At 52.9% G+C, this 26,998-nt stretch carries 24 protein-coding genes and 2 tRNA genes; 16 read left to right on the top strand and 10 right to left on the bottom strand.

The features are described 5' to 3' along the window. Positions 1–28: 28 nt before the first annotated feature. Positions 29–574 carry a SecY-interacting protein gene (gene syd / locus ACLJQD_RS02160; RefSeq protein WP_000343990.1) on the bottom strand — a complete coding sequence of 182 codons (546 nt, stop codon included), beginning with the start codon at positions 572–574 and terminating at the stop codon, positions 29–31. Positions 575–642: 68 nt separating this feature from the next. On the opposite strand from syd, the gene queF reads away from it, so the two are divergent. The 5 genes from queF (at position 643) to xni (ending at position 7,174) form a co-directional block, all read left to right on the top strand. Then, entirely contained in the window at positions 643–1,491 is an 849-nt protein-coding gene (gene queF, locus ACLJQD_RS02155; protein ID WP_000100456.1) for an NADPH-dependent 7-cyano-7-deazaguanine reductase QueF, read from the top strand. A 112-nt stretch (positions 1,492–1,603) separates the two neighbouring features. Further along, complete coding sequence (ppnN, locus tag ACLJQD_RS02150; protein ID WP_000627973.1) at positions 1,604–2,968, top strand: nucleotide 5'-monophosphate nucleosidase PpnN; 1,365 nt, start codon at positions 1,604–1,606, stop codon at positions 2,966–2,968. Between the two features lie 564 nt (positions 2,969–3,532). Continuing rightward, positions 3,533–4,822, top strand: coding sequence for an HAAAP family serine/threonine permease SdaC (sdaC, locus tag ACLJQD_RS02145; protein ID WP_000450462.1), 1,290 nt, complete (start codon positions 3,533–3,535; stop codon positions 4,820–4,822). Between the two features lie 58 nt (positions 4,823–4,880). Further along, positions 4,881–6,248 (top strand): L-serine ammonia-lyase II, encoded by a 1,368-nt coding sequence (sdaB, locus tag ACLJQD_RS02140; RefSeq protein ID WP_000626384.1) that lies wholly within the window; start codon positions 4,881–4,883, stop codon positions 6,246–6,248. A gap of 170 nt (positions 6,249–6,418) precedes the next feature. Further along, positions 6,419–7,174 carry a flap endonuclease Xni gene (gene xni / locus ACLJQD_RS02135; RefSeq protein WP_001519360.1) on the top strand — a complete coding sequence of 252 codons (756 nt, stop codon included), beginning with the start codon at positions 6,419–6,421 and terminating at the stop codon, positions 7,172–7,174. A 91-nt stretch (positions 7,175–7,265) separates the two neighbouring features. On the opposite strand, the gene fucO is transcribed toward xni, so the two are convergent. Next, on the bottom strand, positions 7,266–8,414 hold the full coding sequence (gene fucO, locus ACLJQD_RS02130; protein ID WP_017441113.1) for a lactaldehyde reductase: 1,149 nt from the start codon (positions 8,412–8,414) through the stop codon (positions 7,266–7,268). 16 nt (positions 8,415–8,430) lie between these two features. Further along, positions 8,431–9,078, bottom strand: a complete 648-nt coding sequence (gene fucA / locus ACLJQD_RS02125) for an L-fuculose-phosphate aldolase (RefSeq protein ID WP_000440819.1) — start codon at positions 9,076–9,078, stop codon at positions 8,431–8,433. Positions 9,079–9,633: 555 nt separating this feature from the next. Between fucA and fucP the strand changes: the two genes are divergently transcribed. The 5 genes from fucP (at position 9,634) to fucR (ending at position 15,468) form a co-directional block, all read left to right on the top strand. Continuing rightward, positions 9,634–10,950 carry an L-fucose:H+ symporter permease gene (gene fucP / locus ACLJQD_RS02120; protein WP_000528622.1) on the top strand — a complete coding sequence of 439 codons (1,317 nt, stop codon included), beginning with the start codon at positions 9,634–9,636 and terminating at the stop codon, positions 10,948–10,950. Positions 10,951–10,981: 31 nt separating this feature from the next. Next, positions 10,982–12,757, top strand: coding sequence for an L-fucose isomerase (gene fucI / locus ACLJQD_RS02115; RefSeq protein ID WP_017441112.1), 1,776 nt, complete (start codon positions 10,982–10,984; stop codon positions 12,755–12,757). Positions 12,758–12,857: 100 nt separating this feature from the next. Continuing rightward, complete coding sequence (fucK, locus tag ACLJQD_RS02110) at positions 12,858–14,276, top strand: L-fuculokinase (RefSeq protein WP_017441111.1); 1,419 nt, start codon at positions 12,858–12,860, stop codon at positions 14,274–14,276. A gap of 1 nt (position 14,277) precedes the next feature. Next, positions 14,278–14,700, top strand: a complete 423-nt coding sequence (gene fucU / locus ACLJQD_RS02105) for an L-fucose mutarotase (RefSeq protein ID WP_000920848.1) — start codon at positions 14,278–14,280, stop codon at positions 14,698–14,700. A 57-nt stretch (positions 14,701–14,757) separates the two neighbouring features. Continuing rightward, a complete protein-coding gene (gene fucR / locus ACLJQD_RS02100; protein WP_000642330.1) occupies positions 14,758–15,468 on the top strand; it encodes an L-fucose operon activator in 711 nt (236 codons plus the stop codon). A gap of 58 nt (positions 15,469–15,526) precedes the next feature. Here the strand turns inward: fucR and rlmM are convergent, their stop codons facing one another. The 4 genes from rlmM to ACLJQD_RS02080 all read right to left on the bottom strand — a co-directional run bounded on the left by rlmM (position 15,527) and on the right by ACLJQD_RS02080 (position 18,525). After that, on the bottom strand, positions 15,527–16,627 hold the full coding sequence (gene rlmM, locus ACLJQD_RS02095; protein ID WP_001045494.1) for a 23S rRNA (cytidine(2498)-2'-O)-methyltransferase RlmM: 1,101 nt from the start codon (positions 16,625–16,627) through the stop codon (positions 15,527–15,529). Further along, the gene (locus ACLJQD_RS02090; protein WP_000203913.1) at positions 16,620–17,015 is read right to left on the bottom strand and encodes a DUF423 domain-containing protein; all 396 of its coding nucleotides are present in this window, start codon (positions 17,013–17,015) and stop codon (positions 16,620–16,622) included. The genes rlmM and ACLJQD_RS02090 overlap by 8 nt, the downstream gene beginning before the upstream one ends. Before the next feature lie 18 nt (positions 17,016–17,033). Continuing rightward, positions 17,034–17,951, bottom strand: a complete 918-nt coding sequence (gene gcvA, locus ACLJQD_RS02085; protein WP_000044409.1) for a glycine cleavage system transcriptional regulator GcvA — start codon at positions 17,949–17,951, stop codon at positions 17,034–17,036. A gap of 346 nt (positions 17,952–18,297) precedes the next feature. Next, positions 18,298–18,525 carry a YgdI/YgdR family lipoprotein gene (locus ACLJQD_RS02080; RefSeq protein ID WP_000750393.1) on the bottom strand — a complete coding sequence of 76 codons (228 nt, stop codon included), beginning with the start codon at positions 18,523–18,525 and terminating at the stop codon, positions 18,298–18,300. Between the two features lie 192 nt (positions 18,526–18,717). Between ACLJQD_RS02080 and csdA the strand changes: the two genes are divergently transcribed. The 3 genes from csdA (at position 18,718) to rarD (ending at position 21,553) form a co-directional block, all read left to right on the top strand. Next, positions 18,718–19,923, top strand: coding sequence for a cysteine desulfurase CsdA (gene csdA / locus ACLJQD_RS02075; RefSeq protein ID WP_017441110.1), 1,206 nt, complete (start codon positions 18,718–18,720; stop codon positions 19,921–19,923). Next, entirely contained in the window at positions 19,923–20,366 is a 444-nt protein-coding gene (gene csdE / locus ACLJQD_RS02070; protein ID WP_000184198.1) for a cysteine desulfurase sulfur acceptor subunit CsdE, read from the top strand. Before csdA ends, csdE begins: the two co-directional genes overlap by 1 nt. Positions 20,367–20,665: 299 nt before the next feature. Then, a complete protein-coding gene (rarD, locus tag ACLJQD_RS02065) occupies positions 20,666–21,553 on the top strand; it encodes an EamA family transporter RarD (protein ID WP_077907225.1) in 888 nt (295 codons plus the stop codon). Between the two features lie 51 nt (positions 21,554–21,604). Here the strand turns inward: rarD and tcdA are convergent, their stop codons facing one another. Continuing rightward, entirely contained in the window at positions 21,605–22,411 is an 807-nt protein-coding gene (gene tcdA / locus ACLJQD_RS02060; RefSeq protein ID WP_000117742.1) for a tRNA cyclic N6-threonylcarbamoyladenosine(37) synthase TcdA, read from the bottom strand. Positions 22,412–22,520: 109 nt separating this feature from the next. Beyond that, complete coding sequence (mltA, locus tag ACLJQD_RS02055) at positions 22,521–23,618, bottom strand: murein transglycosylase A (RefSeq protein ID WP_000678626.1); 1,098 nt, start codon at positions 23,616–23,618, stop codon at positions 22,521–22,523. Positions 23,619–23,825: 207 nt separating this feature from the next. Here mltA and ACLJQD_RS02050 point away from each other — a divergent pair. Beyond that, positions 23,826–23,902, top strand: a tRNA-Met gene (locus ACLJQD_RS02050). A 29-nt stretch (positions 23,903–23,931) separates the two neighbouring features. After that, a tRNA-Met gene (locus tag ACLJQD_RS02045) sits at positions 23,932–24,008 on the top strand. 109 nt (positions 24,009–24,117) lie between these two features. On the opposite strand, the gene amiC is transcribed toward ACLJQD_RS02045, so the two are convergent. Further along, positions 24,118–25,371 (bottom strand): N-acetylmuramoyl-L-alanine amidase AmiC, encoded by a 1,254-nt coding sequence (amiC, locus tag ACLJQD_RS02040; protein WP_000011919.1) that lies wholly within the window; start codon positions 25,369–25,371, stop codon positions 24,118–24,120. A gap of 232 nt (positions 25,372–25,603) precedes the next feature. Here amiC and argA point away from each other — a divergent pair, with 232 nt between their 5' ends. Continuing rightward, a complete protein-coding gene (gene argA, locus ACLJQD_RS02035; RefSeq protein ID WP_000588964.1) occupies positions 25,604–26,935 on the top strand; it encodes an amino-acid N-acetyltransferase in 1,332 nt (443 codons plus the stop codon). The last annotated feature ends 63 nt before the right edge of the window (positions 26,936–26,998 follow it).

Below are 26,998 nucleotides of genomic sequence, written 5' to 3'. Positions count from 1 at the left end.
GATCTCTCACACCTGTTAGGGCAAACGATTACAGAAGAGGATTAAGTTGCGTAAGGAATTCCGCAAGCGTTGCGGCAAGAACGGTACGATTGCGGGTGCCCAGCGTTTCTTTAATCACCTCGCCGGACAGATTACAGACCGAAATGACCTCAAGCTCATTTTCCTGCGTCGCAATAAAAAGCGTGGGAGGAAGCTTGAGCCTCTTTTGCGTGACCAGGTGGCCTATCAGATTTTCCTGCACGCGCCGAAAGTCATCCTGACTCCAGGTTTGCAGTAGCGTAAGCTTTTCATCCGCGAACTGCGCGGGCATGTCGCCAGCAAACTGCGTGGTGTAAAACGCGTGGAGCGCAGGTTGTACCATAATATCGAAGGCGCGTTCAACCGCGTTTACATTTTCTTCGCCTTCAAAAGGTTGCGGCTGCCAGTAAACGGCATCGCGGGTTGAAGAAATAATGCACGGAGAAGGTACGCCATACAGTTCTTCGCTCAACGGCCAGCTACCGTGTTTTTCTTGCCACGCGTCGCAGTAACGCGTCGTAAAGGCTTTCAATGCCTGCGCTGTCAGTTCGTCCACCAGTTTCTCTCTTCATAAAAGCCAGGATACACTTGGCGCATAGTGTATCTGGTTTATGACGGTGAAACATGTCTTCTTATGAAAACCATCAGGCTCTTGATGGCCTGACTCTCGGAAAATCAACGGATTACCGGGACAATTATGACGCCAGCCTGCTGCAGGGCGTACCGCGCAGTTTGAATCGCGACCCGCTCGGATTAACAGCCGATAATTTGCCGTTCCACGGCGCGGATATCTGGACGTTGTATGAACTTTCCTGGCTTAACAGCCAGGGTCTTCCGCAGGTCGCCGTCGGGCATGTCGAACTGGATTACACCAGCGTTAATTTAATCGAATCCAAAAGCTTTAAACTGTATCTGAACAGCTTTAACCAGACGCGCTTTGACACCTGGGAGACGGTGCGCCAGACGCTGGAGCGCGATCTGCGCGCCTGCGCGCAGGGCAACGTTAGCGTGAAGCTTCATCGTCTTGATGAGCTGGAAGGACAGCCTGTCGCCCATTTCCACGGCGCCTGTATTGACGATCAGGATATCAGTATCGACAACTACCAGTTTACTACCGACTATCTGCAACATGCGGTCAGCGGCGAGAAGCAAGTAGAAGAGACGCTGGTCAGTCATCTGTTGAAATCCAACTGCCTGATCACCCACCAACCGGACTGGGGCTCGATACAAATTCAGTATCGCGGGCGCAAAATCGACAGGGAAAAACTGCTGCGTTATCTGGTCTCCTTCCGTCACCATAATGAATTTCACGAGCAGTGCGTAGAGCGTATTTTTAATGACATTCTGCGCTTCTGCCAGCCGGAAACGTTAAGCGTTTATGCGCGTTATACCCGTCGCGGCGGGCTGGACATTAATCCCTGGCGCAGCAATACCGATTTCGTGCCCGCCACGGGCAGGCTGGCGCGACAGTAATTTTTTTGTCAATTTTGCGTGCCGGATTGCGCATGTAAGGTTGTGAAAGGTCATCAGCCAAGGCTATTGTAATCAACAGGGAATGGCGTGTTGCGTCCCATAAGGAGTTTACTTGATTACACATATTAGCCCGCTTGGCTCAATGGATATGTTGTCGCAACTGGAAGTGGACATGCTGAAACGCACGGCCAGTAGCGACCTGTATCAACTGTTTCGTAACTGTTCACTTGCCGTTCTTAACTCCGGCAGCCTGACCGACAACAGCAAAGAGCTGCTGTCCCGCTTTGAAAATTTCGATATTAACGTACTGCGCCGCGAGCGCGGCGTGAAGCTGGAATTGATTAATCCGCCTGAAGACGCCTTTGTTGACGGGCGGATTATTCGTGCGCTACAGGCTAACCTGTTCGCGGTGCTGCGCGACATTCTCTTTGTGAATGGGCAGATCCACAATGCTGGTCGTTTCCAGCATCTGGATCTTGAAAGCTCAACACATATCACCAATCTGGTGTTCTCCATTTTGCGCAACGCCCGGGCGCTGCACGTCGGCGAAGCGCCAAACATGGTGGTATGCTGGGGCGGCCACTCAATTAACGAAAACGAGTACCTGTATGCCCGTCGCGTCGGCACGCAGTTGGGATTACGCGAGCTGAACATCTGCACCGGCTGCGGCCCTGGGGCGATGGAAGCCCCCATGAAGGGAGCGGCGGTCGGTCACGCACAGCAGCGCTATAAAGACAGCCGCTTTATCGGCATGACTGAACCTTCCATTATTGCGGCTGAACCGCCTAATCCGCTGGTGAACGAACTGATCATCATGCCGGATATTGAAAAACGCCTGGAAGCGTTCGTCCGTATCGCACACGGTATCATCATCTTCCCGGGCGGCGTGGGTACGGCGGAAGAGCTGCTTTATTTGCTGGGGATTCTGATGAATCCAGCCAATAAAAATCAGGTGCTGCCGCTGATCCTGACCGGACCAAAAGAGAGCGCCGATTACTTCCGCGTGCTGGATGAGTTTATTACCCATACGCTGGGCGAAGCGGCCCGCCGTCATTACCGCATCATCATTGACGATGCGGCGGAGGTAGCGCGGCTGATGAAGAAAGCGATGCCGCAAGTGAAAGAGAATCGCCGCGATACCGGCGACGCCTATAGTTTTAACTGGTCGATGCGTATTGCACCGGATCTGCAGGTACCGTTTGAACCGTCGCATGAGAATATGGCCAACCTGAAACTGTACCCGGATCAGCCGGTTGAGATTCTGGCGGCGGATCTGCGACGCGCCTTCTCCGGTATTGTCGCGGGGAACGTGAAGGAGGTCGGGATACGCGCCATTGAAGCTAATGGTCCGTATAAAATCCACGGCGATCGAGAGATGATGCGTCGCATGGACGATCTGCTGCAGGGATTCGTCGCGCAGCATCGTATGAAATTGCCAGGTTCCGCCTACATCCCCTGTTACGAGATCTGCGCTTAGCGCTTATGCCCGGTTGCCGCCAGCAGCCGGGCGCTTCTCCCATTCCTTTCATTGCGGTACGGCAATTAACGCATGCCTTCATTTTTTATGATGATCATCAGAGGCATAGCCCGCATTGTTTTATAAACACCATTTATAATTCATCATAAATAGATTGCCAGGCAAACGTTTACTTCACTCCTCTTACCGTGATTTATCGGTTCAAACTCTTATTCTTCGCCAGAATTCACTAAAAACCTTGATTTTTATAGTCAAACCTCCGTATCTTGCGCCCCAATCTTTCCGGCCTTATATCGTTAATGGTAGCCTTCGCGCCCGGAAATTCGTTATGACGTTTTTTTAATAGATTAATGGTCCAAATTTATCCATGTAAGAAGCGGATTATTGCATTTGAGATCGGGATCACTGATAGATTCATCACTTAAATGTATCTTTCCGCCCGAAAATTATTACGGCGAAAAATTATATAAAAAGCGTCCCTAAGCAGATTTCATTTTACGATCAGGTCTTTTTTCATTGGATTAGACCAGCAACCTGATTTTTAGCATCCTCCAGGAGAAATAGATGGAAACCACTCAGACCAGCACTATTGCTTCGATTGACTCTCGAAGCGCATGGCGCAAAACGGATACCATGTGGATGCTGGGCCTTTACGGCACGGCTATCGGCGCGGGCGTTCTGTTCCTGCCGATCAACGCAGGCGTCGGCGGCATGATTCCGCTCATTATCATGGCGATTCTCGCTTTCCCGATGACCTTTTTCGCACACCGTGGTTTAACCCGCTTCGTGCTGTCCGGTAAAAACCCGGGTGAAGACATCACTGAAGTCGTTGAGGAACACTTCGGTATCGGCGCAGGTAAACTGATTACCCTGCTCTACTTCTTCGCGATTTACCCCATCCTGCTGGTTTACAGCGTGGCGATTACTAATACCGTGGAAAGCTTCCTGACCCACCAGTTAGCGATTAATCCGCCGCCGCGGGCGATTCTTTCCCTGATCCTGATTGTTGGCATGATGACCATCGTGCGCTTCGGCGAGCAAATGATCGTTAAGGCGATGAGTATCCTGGTATTCCCGTTCGTCGCTGCGCTGATGCTGCTGGCCTTGTACCTGATCCCGCAGTGGAACGGCGCGGCGCTGGAAACTCTGTCCTTTGATTCCGCCGCGTCTACCGGTAACGGTCTGTGGATGACGCTGTGGCTGGCGATTCCGGTGATGGTTTTCTCTTTCAACCACTCCCCGATCATCTCCTCCTTCGCGGTTGCGAAGCGTGAAGAGTACGGTGAAGGCGCTGAGAAGAAATGTTCTAAAATTCTGGCCTTCGCCCACATCATGATGGTGCTGACCGTGATGTTCTTCGTCTTCAGCTGCGTGCTGAGCCTGACGCCGGCAGATCTGGCAGCGGCAAAAGAGCAGAACATCTCTATTCTGTCTTACCTGGCGAACCACTTTAACGCGCCGATCATCGCCTGGATGGCGCCGATCATTGCGATGATTGCTATCACCAAATCCTTCCTCGGCCACTACCTGGGCGCGCGTGAAGGCTTTAACGGGATGGTGATTAAATCGCTGCGTGGTAAAGGTAAATCCATCGAAATCAACAAACTGAATAAAATTACCGCGCTGTTCATGCTGGTCACCACCTGGATTGTGGCGACGCTGAACCCCAGCATCCTGGGCATGATTGAAACCCTGGGCGGCCCGATCATCGCGATGATTTTGTTCCTGATGCCGATGTATGCCATCCAGAAAGTACCGGCAATGCGTAAGTACAGCGGTCATATCAGCAACGTATTCGTTGTGATTATGGGCCTGATTGCCATCTCCGCTATTTTCTACTCACTGTTCAGCTAAGTCCTTTAGCGCCGCTTACCGCGGCGCTTCTCTATGATACAACCGCAATGGATGCCCTATGATTAGCGTATTCGATATTTTTAAAATCGGCATTGGCCCTTCCAGTTCTCACACCGTCGGGCCAATGAAAGCAGGCAAGCAGTTCACGGACGATCTGATTGCCCGCCATATCCTTACAGATGTCACCCGCGTCGTGGTGGATGTCTACGGCTCTCTGTCATTGACGGGTAAAGGCCACCACACTGATATCGCCATTATTATGGGCCTGGCGGGGAATCTGCCGGACACCGTCGATATCGACGCCATTCCGTCCTTTATCCAGGATGTGAACACCCATGGGCGTTTACTACTGGCTAATGGGCAGCATGAAGTCGAATTTCCGGTCGATAAATGCATGAATTTCCACGCCGACAACCTGTCTCTGCATGAAAACGGGATGCGTATTACCGCGCTGGCGGGCGATAAGGTGCTCTACAGCCAAACCTACTACTCCATTGGCGGCGGCTTTATCGTCGATGAAGAGCACTTTGGTTTGACGAATAGCGAACCTGTTAACGTGCCGTACCCTTACAAAACCGCCGCGGATTTACAGCGCCACTGCCAGGAGACGGGTCTGTCGCTCTCCGGTCTGATGATGCAAAACGAACTGGCCCTGCACAGTAAAGAAGCGCTGGAGCAGCACTTCGCCAGGGTCTGGGAGGTAATGCGCAGCGGTATTGAGCGCGGTATCACCACCGAGGGCGTATTGCCGGGCAAACTGCGCGTTCCGCGTCGCGCGGCGGCGCTGCGTCGGGTGCTGGTCAGTCAGGATAAGACCACCACCGATCCGATGGCGGTCGTCGACTGGATCAATATGTTCGCTCTGGCTGTGAACGAAGAGAATGCCGCAGGCGGACGAGTAGTCACTGCGCCGACTAACGGCGCATGTGGTATTGTTCCGGCGGTGCTGGCGTACTATGACAAGTTTATCCGCGAAGTAAATGCTAACTCACTTGCTCGCTATATGCTGGTCGCCAGCGCGATTGGCTCACTGTATAAGATGAACGCCTCTATTTCCGGCGCCGAAGTGGGCTGTCAGGGAGAAGTCGGCGTGGCCTGTTCCATGGCGGCAGCGGGTCTGGCCGAGCTGCTGGGCGGTAGCCCGGCGCAGGTGTGCATCGCCGCAGAAATCGCCATGGAGCATAATCTGGGGTTAACTTGCGATCCGGTTGCCGGTCAGGTACAGGTTCCCTGCATTGAGCGTAACGCGATTGCTTCAGTCAAAGCGGTCAACGCCGCGCGTATGGCGCTGCGCCGTACCAGCGAACCGCGCGTATGCCTCGATAAAGTGATTGAGACCATGTACGAAACCGGTAAAGACATGAACGCTAAGTACCGCGAAACTTCGCGCGGCGGCCTGGCGATGAAGATCGTTACCTGCGATTAATTCTCAGCACATTTTAGGATCTGTAGGCCGGATAAGGCGCTCGCCGCCATCCGGCTTTTGTTGCCTGATGGCGCCTCGCTTATCAGGCCTACGGATAGCGCTATTTCGCAATGCTCGCCTCCCCCCGCCGTGAATGTTACCCTACGCGCAGGTTTGTAAGGGAGAACACCGTGGCTGCTCATCTGCTTATCGTCGACGCGCTCAATTTGATTCGCCGTATTCACGCCGTTCAGGGATCGCCCTGTGTGGAAACCTGCCAACACGCGCTCGATCAATTGATTATTCACAGCCAGCCAACCCATGCCGTAGCGGTATTTGATGACGACGCGCGCAGTAGCGGTTGGCGTCATCAGCGTTTGCCGGACTACAAAGCAGGACGTCCGCCGATGCCTGACGATTTACATAATGAAATGCCCGCCCTACGCGCCGCGTTTGAACAGCGCGGCGTACGCTGTTGGGCATCAGACGGTAACGAAGCGGACGATCTGGCGGCGACGCTGGCGCTAAAAGTTACCGAAGCCGGACACCAGGCAACCATTGTGTCAACCGATAAAGGCTATTGCCAGTTGCTCTCTCCGGGATTGCGCATTCGCGACTACTTCCAGAAACGCTGGCTGGACGCGCCGTTTATTGAAAAAGAGTTTGGCGTACTTCCCCGGCAGTTGCCGGATTACTGGGGTCTGGCAGGAATCAGCAGTTCGAAAGTCCCCGGCGTTGCCGGTATCGGCCCCAAAAGCGCGACCCAGCTGTTGATTCAGTTTCAAAATCTGGAGGGAATTTACGCCCATCTGGACGAGGTGCCGGAAAAGTGGCGCAAAAAGCTTGAGACGCATAAAGAAATGGCATTTCTCTGCCGCGATATTGCACGTCTGCAAACCGATTTACATATCGACGGAAACTTACAGCAGCTACGGCTGGCGCGGTAGTTTTGTTGCCGGATGGCGGCGTGAACGCCTTATCCTGCCTACAGGACTGCACGAAATGTAGAGCGGATAAGCGCAGCGCCATCCGGCAAAATTACCAGGCGATATGATACAGTTCGACAATGTCCGCCAGACTCGCTTCACGCGGATTGCCGCCCGTACAGACATCATCGAACGCCGCCTGCGCCAGCGCCGGGATATCCTCTTTTCGAACGCCGACATCACGCAAATGCAGCGGAATTCCCACATCGCGATTTAGCGTAAATACGGCTTCCACTGCGGCATTACGCGCCTCTTCAAGGCTCAATCCTTCTACCTTCACCCCCATCGCCCGGGCGATATCACGGAATTTCTCGTTGGTAGACCCGGCATTGAAACGCATCACATGCGGGAGCAAAATAGCATTCGCGACGCCGTGCGGCGTGTTGTAAAACGCGCCCAACGGATGCGCCATCCCATGCACCAGTCCCAGCCCCACATTGGAAAACCCCATCCCGGCAACGTATTGCCCCAGCGCCATCGCCTCACCGGCCTCTTTTTCTCCGGCTACGGCGCCGCGCAGCGCGCCAGCAATAATCTCAATGGCTTTGATATGTAATGCATCCGTCAGCGCCCATGCGGCCCGGGTAATATAGCCTTCAATAGCATGGGTTAGCGCATCCACGCCCGTTGCCGCTTTCAGCGCGGGCGGCATACCGTCCATCATATCGGCATCGATAAATGCCGCCTGCGGAATATCATGCGGATCGACACAAACGAATTTGCGCCGTTTCTCTTCATCGGTAATCACATAATTGATAGTGACTTCCGCCGCGGTTCCCGCCGTTGTCGGGATCGCCATAATCGGCACGCTGGGTTTACGGGTCGGCGATAGCCCTTCCAGATTGCGCACATCGGCAAATTCCGGATTGTTACTGATAATACCGATCGCTTTGCAGGTATCCTGCGGAGAACCGCCGCCAATGGCGATGAGATAGTCCGCGCCACTTTGGGTAAAGACCTTAAGCCCTTCCTGGACAACGGAAATCGTAGGATTAGGGATCACGCCCGCATAGATCTCCCACGCCAGCCCTGCGGCATCCATTCTGCTTGTCACTTTATCGACCACACCGCATTGCACCAGCGTTTTATCCGTAACAATCAGCGCTTTATGATAACCGCGGCGCGTCACCTCATCGGTTAATGCGTCCACCGCTCCCCGGCCAAACCATGCCGTTTCATTCAGAATCATTCTGTTCGCCATCGCCTGTCTCCTGACATCACTCTTCAATACGTAATCCGTAAGTTTTAAATTTCTCCAGTACGATAGCGATCGCCTCGTCATCCAGTACCGGTACCGGATCGACAATGGCCAGCGTACTTAAATAGAGCTGCGCCAGCACTTCCACTTCATGCGCCAGCCACAACGCTTTGTCTAAATTTTCTTCACAAGCGATAAGCCCGTGATGCTGTAACAGCGTCGCTTTACGATTTTTAAGCGCCACGGCAACATGGTCAGAAAGTTCGCGGGTGCCAAAAGTGGCGTAGGGCGCGCAGGGAATAGAGTTTCCTCCTGCGGCGGCAATCATGTAGTGAATCGCCGGAATCGGGCGATTCAGGATCGAGACTGCCGTACAATGGACAGCGTGGTTATGTACCACGGCATTGGCGTCAGGGCGCGTCTGGTATGCCGCCATATGAAAACGCCACTCGCTGGAAGGCAGCTTGCCCTGCTCATGCTGACCGTCAGCATCAATAAAAACAATGTGCGACTCTGTCAGCTTCTCGTAGGGGATCCCCGTCGGCGTAATCAGCAATCCGCCCTGATAACGTACGCTCACGTTACCTGCCGTCCCCTGATTTAACCCTAACCGCGTCATTTCCAGACAGGTATCAATAATCTGCCGCGCCAGTCTATTTCGTTCCATTATTTACCTCTCTCTGTGATTCAAAATGAGACAACAAAACCGCCTTTCGCATCGCGCTGCTGTCCTGTTGAAATAATCGAATAGTTAGCAACTATCATCATACTGAATAAAGAGAAGGGAATTTAAATAACGATATTTTGTGATTCACATCAATTAATTCGCCACGGTAAACCAGACGACTACCGTTTCTCTCGCCGATAAATGCCCGCTCTTAATAATATTTTTTAAAACGGGCAAAAATGAAGAATAAGTTACTACTGCCCGTTTTCGTGGCAATAATTTAATTCGGGCATTCAGTCTGTGGTTTTTTAAATTAAACATCTCAAACGGTCATTTTTTTATGAAAATTAAAGTGATGATAATCACAGAACGCTCTGCTCTCAGGTATAAATGTGACCGCCATCATATTAAAAGGCCTTTTTTATTTGAAAATGAATCCATGAGTTCATTCCGGACGCCAATTTATTACCGGTAAGAAAAGCGAACTCACCTAATTTTACGGTCTGGTGACCAGAACCGACCGCACGCAAAAGCTTCTGAACCGATGAGGATGCTATGGGAAACACAACAATACAAACGCAGAGTTTTCGTGCTGTGGATGCAGAGCAAAGCAAGAGCAAGCGCTACATTATTCCATTCGCCTTACTTTGCTCGCTATTTTTTCTGTGGGCCGTCGCCAATAATCTGAATGACATTTTACTACCGCAGTTTCAACAAGCTTTTACGCTAACTAACTTTCAGGCCGGACTTATTCAGTCAGCCTTTTATTTCGGTTATTTCGTCATTCCAATTCCTGCTGGGATTTTGATGAAAAAACTCAGTTATAAAGCAGGGATTATCACCGGGCTTTTTTTGTATGCTGTTGGCGCCGCATTATTTTGGCCTGCCGCCGAGATAATGAATTACACATTATTTTTAATTGGCCTGTTTATCATCGCCGCCGGTTTAGGCTGTCTTGAAACTGCAGCCAACCCTTTTGTTACGGTATTAGGTCCAGAAAGCGGCGGACATTTCCGGCTTAATCTGGCGCAAACTTTTAACTCCTTTGGCGCTATTATCGCCGTTGTGTTTGGGCAAAGCCTTATTTTGTCTAACGTGCCGCATCAATCGCAAGAAGCGCTTGATAAAATGACGCCGGATCAGCTTAGCGCCTATAAACACAGCCTGGTGTTATCGGTACAAACGCCATACATGATTATCGTCGCCATCGTATTAGTAGTTGCGCTGCTGATTATGCTGACCAAATTTCCGGCCCTGCAAAGTGACGATCATAGCGATGCGAAACAAAGCTCTTTCTTATCTTCTCTCTCCCGACTCATCCGTATCCGCCACTGGCGCTGGGCGGTGCTGGCGCAGTTCTGCTACGTGGGGGCGCAAACCGCCTGCTGGAGCTATCTGATCCGCTACGCCATTGAGGAGATCCCTGGAATGACACCCGGTTTCGCCGCCAATTACCTGACCGGCACGATGGTGTGCTTCTTTATCGGCCGTTTCACCGGGACCTGGCTTATCAGCCGCTTCGCGCCGCATAAAGTGCTGGCCGCCTACGCCCTGTTTGCCATGCTCCTGTGTCTGATTTCCGCCTTTAGCGGCGGACATATCGGCCTGCTGGCGCTGACGTTGTGTAGCGCATTTATGTCAATCCAGTACCCGACCATCTTCTCGCTGGGTATCAAAAATCTGGGACAGGACACTAAGTACGGCTCGTCTTTTATCGTCATGACCATTATTGGCGGCGGTATTGTCACGCCAGTAATGGGCTTCGTTAGCGACGCCGCAGGCAAAATCCCGACCGCCGAACTGGTTCCGGCATTGTGCTTTGCCGTCATCTTCATCTTTGCCCGTTTCCGTTCACAAGCGGCGACAAACTGAACATTTATCCGAATAACGTGAGGAATCTGTCATGAAAAAAATCAGCTTACCGAAAATCGGTATCCGCCCGGTGATTGATGGACGTCGTATGGGCGTACGCGAGTCGCTCGAAGAACAAACCATGACCATGGCGAAAGCGACGGCGGCGCTCATCACCGAGAAAATCCGCCACGCCTGCGGGGCTCAGGTGGAGTGCGTCATTGCGGATACCTGTATTGCCGGAATGGCGGAATCCGCCGCCTGTGAAGAAAAATTCAGTAGCCAGAACGTGGGCGTGACCATTACCGTTACGCCGTGCTGGTGCTATGGCAGCGAAACCATTGATATGGACCCGATGCGTCCGAAAGCCATCTGGGGCTTTAACGGCACAGAGCGTCCCGGGGCGGTTTACCTTGCCGCGGCGCTGGCGGCGCACAGCCAAAAAGGCATTCCGGCGTTCTCCATTTATGGCCATGACGTGCAGGATGCCGACGATACCTCCATTCCTGCCGACGTCGAAGAAAAACTGCTGCGTTTTGCGCGGGCAGGGTTAGCGGTAGCCAGCATGAAAGGCAAAAGCTACCTCTCCGTCGGCGGCGTGTCGATGGGGATCGCGGGTTCCATTGTCGATCATAACTTCTTTGAATCCTGGCTGGGCATGAAGGTGCAAGCGGTAGATATGACCGAACTGCGCCGCCGTATCGATCAAAAAATTTATGATGAGGCCGAACTGGAGATGGCGCTGGCGTGGGCGGATAAAAACTTCCGCTACGGCGAAGATCAGAACGCCTCGCAGTATAAGCGCAATGAAGCCCAGAACCGCGCGGTGTTAAAAGAGAGCCTGCTGATGGCGATGTGTATTCGCGACATGATGCAGGGCAACAAGACGCTGGCAGACAAAGGGTTAGTTGAAGAATCGCTGGGCTACAACGCCATTGCCGCCGGCTTCCAGGGCCAGCGCCACTGGACCGATCAATACCCGAACGGCGATACCGCCGAAGCGCTGCTCAATAGCTCTTTTGACTGGAACGGCGTACGCGAACCGTTTGTCGTCGCCACCGAAAATGACAGTCTGAACGGCGTAGCGATGCTGTTCGGCCATCAACTCACCGGTACCGCGCAGATCTTCGCCGACGTGCGAACCTACTGGTCGCCGGAAGCCGTAGAACGCGTCACCGGCCAGGCGCTCAGCGGCCTGGCGGAACACGGCATTATTCACCTGATTAACTCCGGTTCTGCCGCTCTGGACGGTGCCTGTAAACAGCGCGACAGCGAAGGCAAGCCGACCATGAAACCACACTGGGAAATCAGCCAACAAGAGGCGGATGCGTGTCTGGCGGCCACCGAATGGTGCCCGGCGATTCACGAATACTTCCGCGGCGGCGGCTACTCATCCCGTTTCCTGACCGAAGGCGGCGTGCCATTCACCATGACCCGCGTGAATATCATCAAAGGCCTGGGGCCAGTACTGCAAATCGCCGAGGGCTGGAGCGTCGAACTGCCGAAAGCGATGCACGATCAGCTTGATGCCCGCACCAACTCTACCTGGCCTACCACCTGGTTTGCGCCGCGTCTTACCGGCAAAGGTCCGTTTACCGATGTCTATTCGGTGATGGCGAACTGGGGCGCTAACCACGGCGTACTCACCATCGGCCATGTAGGGGCGGACTTTATTACTCTCGCCGCGATGCTGCGTATCCCGGTATGTATGCACAACGTGGAGGAGGCGAAGATCTACCGTCCTTCCGCCTGGGCGGCTCACGGTATGGATATCGAAGGCCAGGATTATCGCGCCTGCCAGAATTATGGCCCGCTGTATAAACGTTAATGCGGCTTAGCCCGGTGGCGCAGGCTTACCGGGCCTACGGGCGCGTGAACCGTAGGCCGGATAAGCGTAGCGCCATCGGGCGGCGTTTATGGAGTTATCTATGAAACAAGACGTTATCCTGGTTCTCGACTGCGGTGCGACTAACGTTCGGGCGATCGCCGTTGATCGCCTGGGGAAAATTGTCGCCCGCGCCTCAACCGCTAACGCCAGCGACATTGCCGCAGAAAATAGCACCTGGCATCAGTGGTCGCTGGACGCCATCCTGCAACGTTTCGCCGATTGTTGCAGGTCACTTTCCAGCGCCCTGTCGGAGTGTGTTGTTCGCGGTATTACGGTGACTACGTTCGGCGTCGATGGCGCGCTGGTCGATGCGCAGGGCGAGCTGCTCTACCCGGTCATCAGTTGGAAATGCCCGCGAACCGCTGCCGTGATGGAAACGATTGGGCGCTTTATCTCGCCCCGGCAATTGCAGACGCTCTCCGGCGTCGGCGCGTTCAGCTTTAACACGCTGTATAAACTGGTCTGGCTTAAAGAGAATCATCCGCGCCTGCTGGAACAAGCTCACTGCTGGCTGTTTATCTCGTCGCTGATTAACCACCGTCTGACCGGCGAGTTTACGACCGATATCACTATGGCAGGCACCAGCCAGCTACTGGATATCCATCAGCGCGACTTTAGTCCGGAAATCCTGCAGGCGACGGGCCTGGCGCGCCGCCTGTTCCCGCGTATCGTGGAAGCGGGCGCCCAGATAGGCACGCTACAGACAGACGCGGCCAGGCTACTCGGTCTCCCGGCGGGTGTGCCGGTGATCTCTGCCGGACACGATACTCAGTTCGCGTTATTCGGCGCTGGCGCGCAGCAAGGTGAACCGGTGCTCTCCTCAGGAACATGGGAGATTCTGATGGTGCGCAGCGGTCAGGTGGATACCTCGATGCTCAGTCAGTATCCGGGCTCGACCTGTGAACTGGACAGTCAGTCGGGGCTTTATAACCCCGGAATGCAGTGGCTGGCCTCCGGCGTACTCGAATGGGTACGAAAACTGCTGTGGACGCCGGAAACGCCATGGCAAACGCTGATCGACGAAGCGCGCGCTATTCCCGCTGGCGCGGAAGGCGTGCGGATGCAGTGCGATCTACTCGCCTGCCAAAATGCAGGCTGGCAGGGCGTAACGCTCAATACCACCCGCGGCCATTTCTATCGCGCCGCGCTGGAAGGCCTGACGGCGCAACTGCAGCGTAATCTGCGCACGCTGGAGAAAATCGGTCATTTTAACGCCACAGAACTGTTACTGGTTGGCGGCGGCAGTCGCAATGCTTTATGGAATCAAATTAAAGCGAATCAGCTTGATATCCCTATCAAAGTGCTGGACGACGCGGAAACCACCGTGGCCGGCGCTGCCATGTTTGGCTGGTACGGCGTAGGCGAATTTAGTAGCCCGGAACAGGCGCGCGCGCAGGTCAATTATCAGTATCGCTATTTCTGGCCGCAAACCGAACCTGAAATTATTAAGGGAGTATGAAATGCTAAAAACCATTTCACCGTTAATTTCCCCGACACTGCTCAAAGTGCTGGCCGAGATGGGCCACGGGGACGAAATCATTTTTTCCGACGCTCACTTTCCCGCGCATAGCCTGGGCCCGCAGGTGATTCGCGCCGATGGTCTTAGCGTCAGCGATCTACTGCGGGCAATTATTCCGCTCTTTGAGCTGGATAGCTACGCCCCGCCGCTGGTGATGATGGCCGCCGTGGAAGGCGACACGCTCGACCCCAGCGTTGAAGCGCGCTATCGCGATGCCTTGTCATTAGAAGCGCCGTGCCCGGATATCGTTCGTATCGACCGCTATGCGTTTTATGAGCGGGCGCAAAAAGCGTTTGCGATCGTTATCACAGGTGAGTGCGCGAAGTACGGAAATATTCTTTTAAAAAAAGGGGTAACGCCGTAATCTCTTGCCGGTGCGCCCGCATGACGCGGGCGTTCATCGAATGATGGGGTGAGAAAAATGAAAGCGGCACGCCAACAAGCGATAGTCGATCTGCTGATCAATCATAAAAGTCTGACCACCGAAGCGCTGGCCACCCGGCTTAACGTCAGTAAAGAGACCATCCGCCGCGATCTCAGTGAACTACAGACGCAGGGAAAAGTGCTGCGTAATCACGGACGAGCTAAATATATTCATCGTGAAAATCAGGACAGCGGCGATCCATTCCATATCCGCCTGAAAAGCCATTATGCGCATAAAGCCGATATTGCCCGTGAAGCGTTAGCGTGGATAGAAGAAGGAATGACGATTGCGTTGGATGCCAGTTCAACCTGCTGGTATCTGGCCCGCCAGTTGCCGGATATTCCCATTCAGGTTTTTACCAATAGCCATCCTATCTGTCAGGAGCTGGGAAAACGCGAACGCATTGCGCTGATAAGTTCCGGCGGCCAGCTTGAACGTAAATATGGCTGTTACGTTAACCCGTCTCTTATCTCACAGCTAAAATCGCTTGATATCGATCTGTTCATCTTTTCCTGCGAGGGGATCGACGGCGGCGGCGATCTGTGGGACTCCAATGCGATCAACGCCGATTTTAAATCTATCCTGCTCAGGCGCGCCTCGCAGTCTTTATTATTGATTGATAAAAGTAAATTTAATCGTTCAGGAGAGGCGCGCATCGGCCATCTGGATGACGTGACGCATATTGTTTCAGATGCGCCGCAGTCATAGGCCGGATAAGCGTGCGCTATCCGGCGCTGATGACGCGCCGGATGACGGCAGCGCGTTTTTATCGCTCGTCGCGACGTCCGCCAACAGCCGCCCACAACCGACGCACGTGTACCGTCACTTCTTCGCGATCGTGATAAAGCTGACGCGCCTGGATCTGCGCATTAACGCCATGCTCATCCAACTGCGCCTGAAGATACGCCAGATTATGCGATACCTCTTCATAGCGTTTTTTCATCGGCAGTTTAAGGTTAAAAATCGTCTCCCGACACCAGCCGTTCACCAGCCACTGCGCCATTAACGCGGTGACTTTGGCTGGCTTCTCCACCATATCGCAGACCATCCATGAAATATTATTCCGGTTCGGACGGTACCTGAAGCCATCCTCACGCAACCAGGTCACCTGTCCGGTGTCCATCAGGCTTTGCGCCATCGGGCCGTTATCTACGGAGTAGACCCACATATTGCGCTTCACTAACTGGTACGTCCATCCGCCGGGACAGGCGCCCAAATCCACCGCATACATGCCGTTCGCCAGACGTTCATCCCACTCATCTTCCGGGATGAAAACGTGGAGCGCCTCTTCCAGTTTCAGCGTTGAGCGGCTCGGCGCATCAGACGGAAACTTCAAACGCGGGATGCCCATATAAAACGGTGAATTGTTATGCGCGAACGAATAACCGGTATAGCAGCATCCTGGCGCGATAAAAAAGACATGAACGACCGGACGCTTCGGCGTTTCATAATTCGTCAATACGCCCGCATCACGCAAAGCCGCGCGCAGCGGCACCGTAAATTTGCGGCAGAACTTCATCAGTTCTTTACTTTCATTGGTATCGGCGACTTCAACCCGCAGCTCGCCGCCCTTTTCCACTACGCCCTGCAACATGCCGACAATCGGCGTAATTCTGTCTTCCGGCGGTAAATGTTGCAGCAGTTCACCCACCACAAACCACTGGCGGGCGAAAATCAGCGAACTGAACGGCAGTTCTGAAATCAGCTTTTCGCCATCTTCCGGCTGGTAGCATTCATAAATGACATAGCCTGCGTTCTCTTTTACGCGTGCAAAACCAAATATTTCCCGTTTTCCCGCTTTATCGGTAATTTCTGCAGCGCACTCTTTTTCAAACCCCGGACGGCAGAGCAATACAACTTTATTCATGGCTCGCGCCCTTACGTTTCATACGAATGGCGCCAATCAGCAATAGCGCCCAGCCCACCAGGAAACTGACGCCGCCGACAGGCGTGATATACGCCCACAGGCGCAGATGCGAAAGCGCAAGGCAGTACAGACTGCCGCTAAACAGCACCGTGCCCAGCGCCAGAAAAACGCTGCTCCAGTAAAACCAGATGCTGATACGGCGCTGCATCGCCACCGCCAGGCCAAAGATCGCCAGCGTATGGAACGCCTGATATTGCAGGCCGGTCTGAATCCAGCCCATTTCAACCACGCCCAGGGTTTTACTCAAAACATGCGCCCCGAACGCGCCCAGAGCAACGTAAATAAAACCGCTGATAGCGGCGACAATCAGCATAAAACGGCTGGTCATGGTCATACCCTAAGTTAATTATTGTTCGTAACGAAAACGGAATTTTTCTTGCTCCGTCGCCGCCTTCGCCAAAATCCACTGACGGAAGGCGGCTATTTTACCCAGTTCTGCCTGGCTGTCATGACAAACCAGATAAAAAGCATTCTTACTCACCAGAACATCGTTAAATGGACACACCAGTCGCCCGGCTTCAATTTCCGACTGCGCCATAACATTATTCGCCAGCGCGATCCCCTGTCCGTGAATAGCGGCCTGTAGCACCATCGCGCTGTGGCTAAATATCGGCCCTTGCTGAACGTTAATATGGTTGAGCCCTAACTGACGAGTATAGGCCTGCCAGTCACGCCGGGAGGCGTCGTGCAATAGCGTGTGTTTCGCCAGATCTTCCGGCGTTTTTAACGGTTTTTCGCCTGTGAGCAATAAAGGAGAACAGACGGGCAGTAAATATTCTGCGTATAATTTTTCGACGCGCAAGCCCGGCCAGTTTCCCCGGCCATAAAAAATCGCGACATCGACATCGTCTGCCAGTTTATCTTCCTGACGGTCAACGGCTTGTATCCGAACGTCAATTCCCGGATAAGCTGAGTTAAAGCTGGAGAGTCTGGGCACCAGCCACTGGATGGCAAAACTGGGCGGTAAACTCACCGTCAGCGCCCCTTTGGCACTGCGTGCCTGGAGCTTACGCGTTGCTTCCGTGAGCTGGGAAAATATCTCTTTAATGTCGAGAAAATAGCTTTGGCCTTCTTCCGTCAGCAACAGCGAACGATTGCGGCGGCGGAACAGTTTTAGCCCCAAAAAATCCTCAAGTGACTTAATTTGGTGGCTTACTGCGGCCTGCGTCACAAAAAGTTCTTCCGCTGCTCGCGTAAAGCTCAAATGGCGCGCGGCAGCATCAAAAACGCGTAACGCATTTAAAGGAGGTAATCGTTTTGACATGGCCTCTGGACTTAATGTCGAATGAATTTAACAAATAGGTAACAACATGTAACCTATTAGTTTTTTTAATCTGAGACATTATAAATTGTCCGTTGAGGTTCTACCAGCAAATACCTATAGTGGCGGCACTTCCTGAGCCGGAACGAAAAGTTTTATCGGAATGCGTGTTCTGATGGGCTTTTGGCTTACGGTTGTGATGTTGTGTTGTTGTGTTTGCAATTGGTCTGCGATTCAGACCACGGTAGCGAGACTACCCTTTTTCACTTCCTGTACATTTACCCTGTCTGTCCATAGTGATTAATGTAGCACCGCCATATTGCGGTGCTTTTTTTTGTATAACAAACGGTTAGTTTTCCAGAGCCACCATCTCTTTCACGTCAGTACGATTGATCTGCTGTTTGTTGCCATTAGCGTCTTTATACGAAATCATACCGGTATCGTTATCGGTCTGGGGTTTACCGTCGGTCACAATGCTACGTCCATCATTGGTGTGCATAACGTAATTAGGACCAGAACAGGCGCTCAGGGCAAAAGTCAGCATACATGCAGAGATAATTGCGGCAGTCTTTTTCATCTTCTTCTCCTTAAAGCTGTTTGTGCTATTTAAAGCGGACTCCGTAACAGGCTTAAACATTCGCCTAACATTATTCAGCATAACCTCCTTTACATAATTCGCCAGGATATACAGACGATTCCGATGGTTAGGACAAACCTTGTATCAGCCGCGCTTTTACGCCACGATCGGTAAACTGAACCGAGGAATATCATGAACGCTTTTAATCCCACGCAGTTTCGCGCGCAGTTTCCCGCGCTAGCCGATGCGGGTGTTTATCTCGATAGCGCCGCCACGGCATTAAAGCCACAGGCAGTCATTAACGCCACGCACCAGTTTTATTGTTTGAGCGCCGGTAACGTTCATCGTAGCCAGTTTGCGCAGGCGCAGCGCCTGACGGCGCAATATGAAGCGGCCAGAGCAAAAGCAGCGCGGCTGTTAAACGCGCCCGATGAAAAAAGTATCGTCTGGACACGCGGCACCACCGAAGCGATCAACATGGTAGCGCAGTGTTACGCCCGTCCTCGTCTGCGCCCCGGCGATGAAATTATCGTTAGCGTCGCCGAGCATCACGCCAACCTTGTGCCCTGGCTGATGGTGGCGCAACAAACCGGCGCGCAGGTCATAAAACTGCCGCTTAATGACCGACGTCTTCCTGATGTTGAGCGTCTGCCGGAACTGATCACGTCGCGCAGCCGGATTCTGGCGCTGGGGCAAATGTCGAACGTAACGGGCGGCTGCCCGGATCTCGCAAGCGCTATCAGCGCCGCTCACGCGGCGGGAATGGTCGTGATGGTAGATGGCGCGCAAGGCGCGGTACACTTCCCGGCGGATGTTCAGCAGCTTGATATCGATTTTTATGCTTTTTCCGCTCACAAACTGTATGGCCCGACCGGTATCGGCGTGCTGTACGGTAAGCCGGAGCTTCTTGAGGCGATGTCGCCCTGGCTCGGCGGCGGCAAGATGATCCGTGACGTTAGCTTTGAAGGCTTCACCACTCAAAGCGCTCCCTGGAAGCTGGAAGCGGGGACGCCGAACGTCGCCGGGGTCATCGGCCTGAGCGCTGCGCTGGAATGGCTGTCCGATATCGATATTGAACAGGCCGAAAACTGGAGCCGGGGGCTGGCGACGCTGGCGGAAGACGCACTGGCGAAACGTCCGGGCTTTCGTTCGTTCCGCTGCCAGGACTCCAGCCTGCTGGCCTTTGATTTTGTCGGCGTGCACCACGGCGATATGGTGACGCTGCTGGCGGAATACGGTATTGCGCTCCGGGCCGGGCAACATTGCGCCCAGCCATTGCTGGCGGAACTTGGCGTCACAGGGACTCTGCGCGCCTCTTTTGCGCCGTATAATACCCAACATGATGTGGATGCGTTGGTTAACGCCGTTGACCGCGCGCTGGAACTGCTGGTGGATTAATGACAAACCCTCTTTATACCGGACACCCGTTCGGCACAACGGTAACGGAAGAGACGTTACGCGCTATCTTTCTCCCGCTGACCCAGTGGGAGGATAAATATCGTCAGTTGATTCTGTTAGGAAAACAGCTCCCCGCGCTGCCGGATGAATGCAAAGCGCAGGCGAAGGAGATAGCCGGCTGCGAGAACCGCGTCTGGCTGGGCTTTACCCGATCAGATAACGGAACGATGCACTTTTTCGGCGACAGTGAGGGGCGGATTGTCCGCGGCCTGCTGGCGGTATTGCTCACCGCGGTGGAAGGAAAAAACGCCGCCGAGTTGCAGGCTCGTTCACCGCTGGCGCTATTTGATGAGCTGGGTTTACGCGCCCAGCTTAGCGCCTCACGCAGTCAGGGGCTGAACGCGCTGAGCGAAGCGATTGTTGCCGCAACGCATAAGGGTTGAAATAGCGTAAATATTCTGTCGCCTGACAGCGCCGCCCGCAGCGGTCAGGCGATGCAGATAAAATAATCCAGTCACTTTATTAGTTTCGGCGTCAGATTTCCCTGATAAACATTCTTTTGATTTTTATCAGCTATCACAATGAAATTACAATGTTAGAATCCATGTTAAAACGGCGTGAAGATTTTAGAGTAAATAAAGCCACTCGATGTAGCGTAGCAGGAGAACTGGAAAATTCATACGTATCGGGTGAAGTTATAACAGGATATGGATAAGTGGAAAAATATCTGCGTAGCGGTACCATGTTTGTGGTACTGGCATTTATATTATGGGGGTTAACACCTTTATATTATCAATATTTATCAGGGGGGAACCTCGCACAAATATTGATATACCGGGTGTTCTGGTCAATTCCATTATTACTGGCAGTAAGATTGTTATTTCGGCAGCGAACGCGATTTCATGATGCCTGGAAAGATAAAAAATCTTTTTTCTTCTGCATGATTGCCGGACTTTTGATGATTGTCTCATGGTCATCTTTTATTTATGCGCTAACCCATCATCTGGTGCTTGATGCCAGCCTCGGCTATTTTATCAACCCGCTATTTGTTATTGCGCTGGGATGCATTTTTCTTAAAGAAAAACTGTCGTTGTTTCAGGCCATCGCCGTTTTTTCTGGTGTCTGTGGCCTGACTTTTCAAATTATCATGTTACGGCATTTCCCGGCGCTGGCGCTAACCATGGGATTATCATTTGCGCTATATGGCCTGGCGCGAAAGTTTATATATTATGATGTGATGACATCGATAACGATTGAAACATTATGGGCATTGCCTGTCTCACTATTAATTTTTCTCTTTAGCGATAGCGGACCAATTATATCCGCTAATACTCCTTTCTTTTTGTATGTCATGACGGCGCCAGTGACGATCATTCCACTGGTATTATTTGCCATCGCGTTAAATCACACCTCGTTGATTGTCACCGGACTGGCGCAATATATAGAGCCGTCGTTACAGTTCTTACTTGCCATTATGATATTTGGCGAGCACATTAATTACGCGGAACTGCTCTGCTTTTGTGCAGTATGGTTCGGGTTGTTTCTATGCATATCTGAAAATTTATATTCCCATTATCTCCGCGCCCGTCTGAAACCGGTGTTCGGCAGGGTACAGCGCTTCTTTCGCTAACAAAGGGCGCAGGGCCGGATACGCGTCTGCGTGACACTCCGCCCCGTCCTTTTATTCTTGTCGCGCCGCTTTAGCCATGATCTTCTTCAGCGCATGGGAAACGGCGACAAAACCGAACGTTGCCGTCACCATCGTCGCCGCGCCGAAGCCAGAGGCGCAATCCATCCGTTTTGGCCCTTCTGCGGTAGCTTTCATCGCGCATACGGAACCGTCCGCCTGTGGGTAAACCAGCGCTTCAGTGGAAAAAACACAGTCCACGCCCAGCTTACCTTTACTGTTCTTCACTACGCCAAAATTATGTTTCAATCTCTCGCGCAGTTTTGCCGCCAGCGGATCCTGTATGGTTTTCGCCAAATCAGCGACCTGGATTTGCGTCGGATCGATCTGCCCGCCCGCGCCGCCAGTGGTCACTAAAGGAACCTTATATCGGCGACAGTACGCAATCAGAGCGGCTTTTGGACGAACGCTGTCAATGGCGTCAATGACATAGGTAAAACCCGCGTCCATATAACCCGCCACATTATCCGGCGTGATGAAATCATCGATAACCGTTACCCGGCACTCCGGGTTAATTTGCCGAATCCGTTCGGCCATCACTTCCGCTTTCGCCAACCCGACGTTATCACGCAACGCATGGATCTGACGGTTCGTATTGGTCACGCAGACATCGTCCATATCAATCAGCGTAATCGCGCCGATGCCCGTACGCGCCAGCGCCTCTGCCGCCCATGATCCCACCCCGCCGATTCCTACGACGCAGATATGCGCCTCAGCAAACCGCTGCAGCGCTTTTTCACCGTACAGACGCGCGGTGCCGCCAAAGCGTTGGCGCCAGGCATCACTTATCACCACTGACATATGACCTCAGAATAAAAAAAGGTGAGGTTATTCCTCACCCCTGCTCACTATTTTCAGGCCCGATAGCGATCGCGTTATCGGGCAATCCGGTTGTCGCAGAATACCACAATCAGCCGCTAAACACGTTACCGGCGCCCGGCGCGCTTTTTAACACCCAGACGCGACCATAGTGATTATACCATCCGGCACGATGCCCGGCATCCGGGCCGATCCCCTGGTAAATATCAAAGTGCTGGCCTTTAATCGCTCCGCCGACATCCAGCGCGACCATCAAACGTAGCTCATACTGACCGCTAAATTTACCGTTGTTATCCAGCAACGGTACTTCCGCCAACAAGGTCGTGCCAGGCGGAATGATGCTGCGGTCGGAGGCGACGGATGCTCGCCCAATCAGCGGTACAGCGCTGGCACCTTTGACCGGCGCAAAAGATTGCGGCTTAAAGAAGACGAACGACGGGTTCTGCTCCAGTAATTCACGCACTTCCGCTTCGCTGTGCTTCTCTCCCCATTCGCGTATAGCCTGCATCGACATATCTTCTTTTTTCACTTCACCGCGATCGATAAGCACTTTACCAATACTGCGATAAGGCCAGCCGTTTTTACCGGCATAACTAAAGAAGTTCAGCGGACTACCATCACCGAAATCAATATAACCGCTGCCCTGGACATCCATAATAAAGTTATCCATCAGCGAATTACTCCAGGCCAGGATGTACTTATCGCTCAGCGCGCCTGCGTAGATCTGAGCGCGGGACGGTAAGCGTCCGCGTTTTGGCGGCATACTATAGATAGGATACTGGAACGCGCCCTGGCGCGTATGGCGAGCCTGAACGACGGGCGTATAGTAGCCCGTGAACTGGACGTTACCGTAGTTGTCGGTGCCTTCCATCTGCCAGGCATCGATACCAAACTGGCGCATAGTGCGCGTATCGCCTCCGGAACGTAACCAGTTCTGGACAGCGTTATAGACGTTGCTTTGATTGGTGTATAAACGCGGCGACGCGGAACGGATCTGGTTGACCTGCTCGGCAAAGTCTCCAGCATTAATCGGCGCGCCCACTGCGTCCGGCTGGTTTACCAGGGAGAAGGGCTGGGTAAATTTCCCGTCCTTATATTGCTGACCGCGATCGGTCGGTTTTGATGAACAGGCAGCCAGCATTGCCAGCATTACGCCTGTCGCCACATATTTTGCCCAACGTCCTTTCATGGTGTCTCGTCTTCTGCGTAATCGAAAGTGCCCGGTGAAGATAACAAACCGTCCGAAGTAATGAAATGCGATCGCGATCTCATTATGTAAATTCGTTTAAAAATCGCGCTATCTGCGGTGTATTTGCGCAATTCATGAGAAATTAGCGATTTATATGAAAAAAGGGTTGCAACAAAAGCTCAGCGGAGTATAGTGCGCATCCACGGACGCGGGGTGGAGCAGCCTGGTAGCTCGTCGGGCTCATAACCCGAAGGTCGTCGGTTCAAATCCGGCCCCCGCAACCAATTACAATGAGAATGCAAGTTTAGACGGACGCGGGGTGGAGCAGCCTGGTAGCTCGTCGGGCTCATAACCCGAAGGTCGTCGGTTCAAATCCGGCCCCCGCAACCAACTTAATGAACACCCTTACGGGTGTTTTTTTGTATCTGTCGTCTGGTCCGCAACGACAGTGCGGGCAGCATCCTACTTACCCGCGCAATAAACTCGCCGTCATCTCAGGTTAACTTCTTCTCGCCAGCGTCGCCCCATCGGCAAAATACGCTTTAATGCCCGCCAGAATCGACTCTGCGACCTGTTGCTGGAACGTCGCAGTCTTGAGCTTGCGTTCTTCTTCAATGTTACTGATAAACGCCGTCTCGACCAGAATAGACGGAATATCGGGCGCCTTTAACACCGCAAACCCCGCCTGCTCGACCTTGTTTTTATGCAGGTCATTAATTTTACCAAGCTGCTTCAACACCGCTTTACCGAATTTCAAACTATCGGCAATGGTCAGCGATTGCACCATATCGAACATCGTATGGTCGACATAACGGTCACCGCTTTTGCTCACGCCGCCAATTAAGTCCGAGGCGTTCTGCGTTTGCGCCAGATATTTCGCCGCGGTACTGGTGGCGCCTTTGGTCGATAGCGCGAATACGGATGAACCGCTAGGCTGCCGGCTGGTGAAGGCATCCGCATGAATAGAGACAAACAGGTCGGCGCGCTGTTTCTGCGCTTTCGCCACCCGGACTTTTAACGGAATGAAGATGTCTTCATTGCGCGTCATATAGACCTTCATGTTGCCTTCTTTTTCGATCAACGCGCGCAGGCGGCGGGCTATCTGGAGCACCACGTCTTTTTCACGCGTTTTGTATTTGCCTATCGCGCCGGGGTCTTCGCCGCCGTGTCCCGGATCAAGCATAATGACAATGGGACGGTCGCGCCCCGCTTTACCGGGCTGCGGCCCGCTTTGCGAAGGCGGCACCTGTTTATCCAGATCGCCTTTATTGTAGTCTTCCAGCAGCGCCAGCAGCGGATCCTGCATATCCTGCGCATTGGCAGGATAAAGATCCATCACCAGACGTTCTTTAAAGCCTGCCACAGGCGCCAGCGCAAATAGCTGCGGCTTCACGTTTTGTTTTAGCTCAAAGACCATACGCACAGTCTTAGGATCAAACTGCCCTACCCTTGCGGATTTGATATACGGATCGTCGCTGCGAATCTGCGCGCCAATGCCTTTAAGCACCGAGTTCAGATTCACATCCTCAATATCTACCACCACGCGGTCCGGGTTACTTAAGGCAAATTGTTTATATTTCAGCAGACGATTCGACTCTACCGTGACGCGGGTATAGCTGGACGCAGGCCAGATACGCACCGCAACGACCTGGCTTACGGCAGCCAGCCCGACCTGGCTCACGCTTAATAGCCACATGGCGCCCGCGCCTTGTAGTAAACGGCGACGGCTGATTGCTGAATTGGCTCCCGACATGCTTCTCCCGAGCAAAAACTAAATAGAGATCATACAAAGTTCATCCAAATTGACCGGAAACTTTAGCGAATGACGCATAATCTGTCATCTATAAAAGGGTAAACATTCTTTTTATATTCACGGCATTACTAAGAAAAGCGATCGGACCGCATAAAATTTACGCTTGCACAGAGGGCAAAAACAGAATAAAAATACACTAATTTCGAATAATAATTCACTAGTGGGGCGCGCAATGATAAAGGAACGTAAAACCGAACTGGTAGAAGGGTTTCGCCATTCAGTTCCCTATATCAACACCCATCGCGGAAAAACCTTTGTCATTATGCTCGGCGGCGAAGCCATTGAGCATGACAATTTTTCCAGCATCGTTAGCGATATCGGGCTACTGCATAGCCTCGGTATTCGCCTTGTCGTGGTGTATGGCGCGCGACCGCAAATCGACGCCAATCTGGCCGCGCATCATCATGAACCGATTTACCACAAAAACACGCGGGTGACGGACGCCAAAGCACTGGAGCTGGTGAAACAGGCCGCCGGTTTACTCCAGCTTGATATTACCGCCCGTCTGTCGATGAGTCTGAACAATACGCCGTTGCAGGGCGCGCACATTAATGTCGTCAGCGGCAATTTCACCATTGCGCAGCCGCTGGGCGTTGATGATGGCGTGGACTACTGTCATAGCGGCCGTATCCGGCGCATTGATGAAGATGCGATCAACCGCCAATTGGATAACGGCGCGATCGTTCTGATGGGGCCGGTCGCCGTCTCAGTGACCGGCGAAAGTTTTAATCTGACCTCAGAAGAGATTGCTACTCAACTCGCCGTTAAACTGAAAGCGGAAAAAATGATCGGTTTCTGTTCTTCTCAGGGCGTTACCAATAGCGAGGGCGGCATCATTTCTGAACTCTTCCCGAATGAAGCGCAGGCACGGGTGGAAGAGTTGGAAGCGCAGGGCGATTACAACTCCGGTACCGTACGTTTTTTGCGCGGCGCGGTAAAAGCCTGTCGTAGCGGCGTTCGTCGTTGCCATCTGATCAGCTATCAGGAAGATGGCTCGCTATTACAGGAACTGTTCTCGCGTGATGGTATCGGTACGCAGATCGTCATGGAGAGCGCCGAGCAGATCCGCCGCGCCACCATCAACGATATTGGCGGTATTCTGGAGCTTATCCGCCCACTGGAACAGCAGGGCATTCTGGTACGCCGTTCCCGTGAACAACTGGAGATGGAGATCGATAAATTTACCATTATTCAGCGCGATAATATGACTATCGCCTGCGCGGCGCTGTATCCTTTTGTGGAAGAGAAAATAGGCGAAATGGCCTGCGTAGCGGTACATCCGGATTACCGCAGCTCATCGCGTGGAGAAGTGCTTCTGGAGCGGGTTGCCGCCCAGGCGCGGCAAATGGGGCTGCGTAAATTGTTTGTGCTGACGACGCGCAGTATTCACTGGTTCCAGGAGCGCGGTTTCACGCCTGTCGATATTGAGTTACTGCCTGAGAGCAAGAAAAAAATGTATAACTATCAGCGACGTTCAAAGGTGCTGATGGCGGATTTAGGATAACGAGGGGGCCTGATAGCGCTGCGCTTATCAGGCCTACGCTCGAAAGCGTCATTTGGAGGCCGG

Source organism: Salmonella sp. SAL04214 (assembly GCF_046550615.1).
Lineage (GTDB): Bacteria > Pseudomonadota > Gammaproteobacteria > Enterobacterales > Enterobacteriaceae > Salmonella > Salmonella enterica.
Note: the sequence above shows the minus strand (reverse complement) of the source record. Positions and strands in the feature narration are given on the sequence as shown.

Excerpts from the sequence above, each read along its gene's own strand:
- gcvA (WP_000044409.1), bottom strand. The coding sequence starts at position 17,951 with ATGTCAAAACGATTACCTCCTTTAAATGCGTTACGCGTTTTTGATGCT.
- fucI (WP_017441112.1), top strand. The coding sequence starts at position 10,982 with ATGAAAAAAATCAGCTTACCGAAAATCGGTATCCGCCCGGTGATTGAT.
- tcdA (WP_000117742.1), bottom strand. The coding sequence starts at position 22,411 with ATGTCAGTGGTGATAAGTGATGCCTGGCGCCAACGCTTTGGCGGCACC.
- fucU (WP_000920848.1), top strand. The coding sequence starts at position 14,278 with ATGCTAAAAACCATTTCACCGTTAATTTCCCCGACACTGCTCAAAGTG.
- fucK (WP_017441111.1), top strand. The coding sequence starts at position 12,858 with ATGAAACAAGACGTTATCCTGGTTCTCGACTGCGGTGCGACTAACGTT.
- rlmM (WP_001045494.1), bottom strand. The coding sequence starts at position 16,627 with ATGAATAAAGTTGTATTGCTCTGCCGTCCGGGGTTTGAAAAAGAGTGC.
- mltA (WP_000678626.1), bottom strand. The coding sequence starts at position 23,618 with ATGAAAGGACGTTGGGCAAAATATGTGGCGACAGGCGTAATGCTGGCA.
- csdE (WP_000184198.1), top strand. The coding sequence starts at position 19,923 with ATGACAAACCCTCTTTATACCGGACACCCGTTCGGCACAACGGTAACG.
- argA (WP_000588964.1), top strand. The coding sequence starts at position 25,604 with ATGATAAAGGAACGTAAAACCGAACTGGTAGAAGGGTTTCGCCATTCA.
- ACLJQD_RS02090 (WP_000203913.1), bottom strand. The coding sequence starts at position 17,015 with ATGACCAGCCGTTTTATGCTGATTGTCGCCGCTATCAGCGGTTTTATT.
- fucO (WP_017441113.1), bottom strand. The coding sequence starts at position 8,414 with ATGGCGAACAGAATGATTCTGAATGAAACGGCATGGTTTGGCCGGGGA.
- queF (WP_000100456.1), top strand. The coding sequence starts at position 643 with ATGTCTTCTTATGAAAACCATCAGGCTCTTGATGGCCTGACTCTCGGA.
- sdaB (WP_000626384.1), top strand. The coding sequence starts at position 4,881 with ATGATTAGCGTATTCGATATTTTTAAAATCGGCATTGGCCCTTCCAGT.
- ACLJQD_RS02080 (WP_000750393.1), bottom strand. The coding sequence starts at position 18,525 with ATGAAAAAGACTGCCGCAATTATCTCTGCATGTATGCTGACTTTTGCC.
- amiC (WP_000011919.1), bottom strand. The coding sequence starts at position 25,371 with ATGTCGGGAGCCAATTCAGCAATCAGCCGTCGCCGTTTACTACAAGGC.
- fucA (WP_000440819.1), bottom strand. The coding sequence starts at position 9,078 with ATGGAACGAAATAGACTGGCGCGGCAGATTATTGATACCTGTCTGGAA.
- rarD (WP_077907225.1), top strand. The coding sequence starts at position 20,666 with ATGTTTGTGGTACTGGCATTTATATTATGGGGGTTAACACCTTTATAT.
- sdaC (WP_000450462.1), top strand. The coding sequence starts at position 3,533 with ATGGAAACCACTCAGACCAGCACTATTGCTTCGATTGACTCTCGAAGC.
- fucP (WP_000528622.1), top strand. The coding sequence starts at position 9,634 with ATGGGAAACACAACAATACAAACGCAGAGTTTTCGTGCTGTGGATGCA.
- csdA (WP_017441110.1), top strand. The coding sequence starts at position 18,718 with ATGAACGCTTTTAATCCCACGCAGTTTCGCGCGCAGTTTCCCGCGCTA.
- fucR (WP_000642330.1), top strand. The coding sequence starts at position 14,758 with ATGAAAGCGGCACGCCAACAAGCGATAGTCGATCTGCTGATCAATCAT.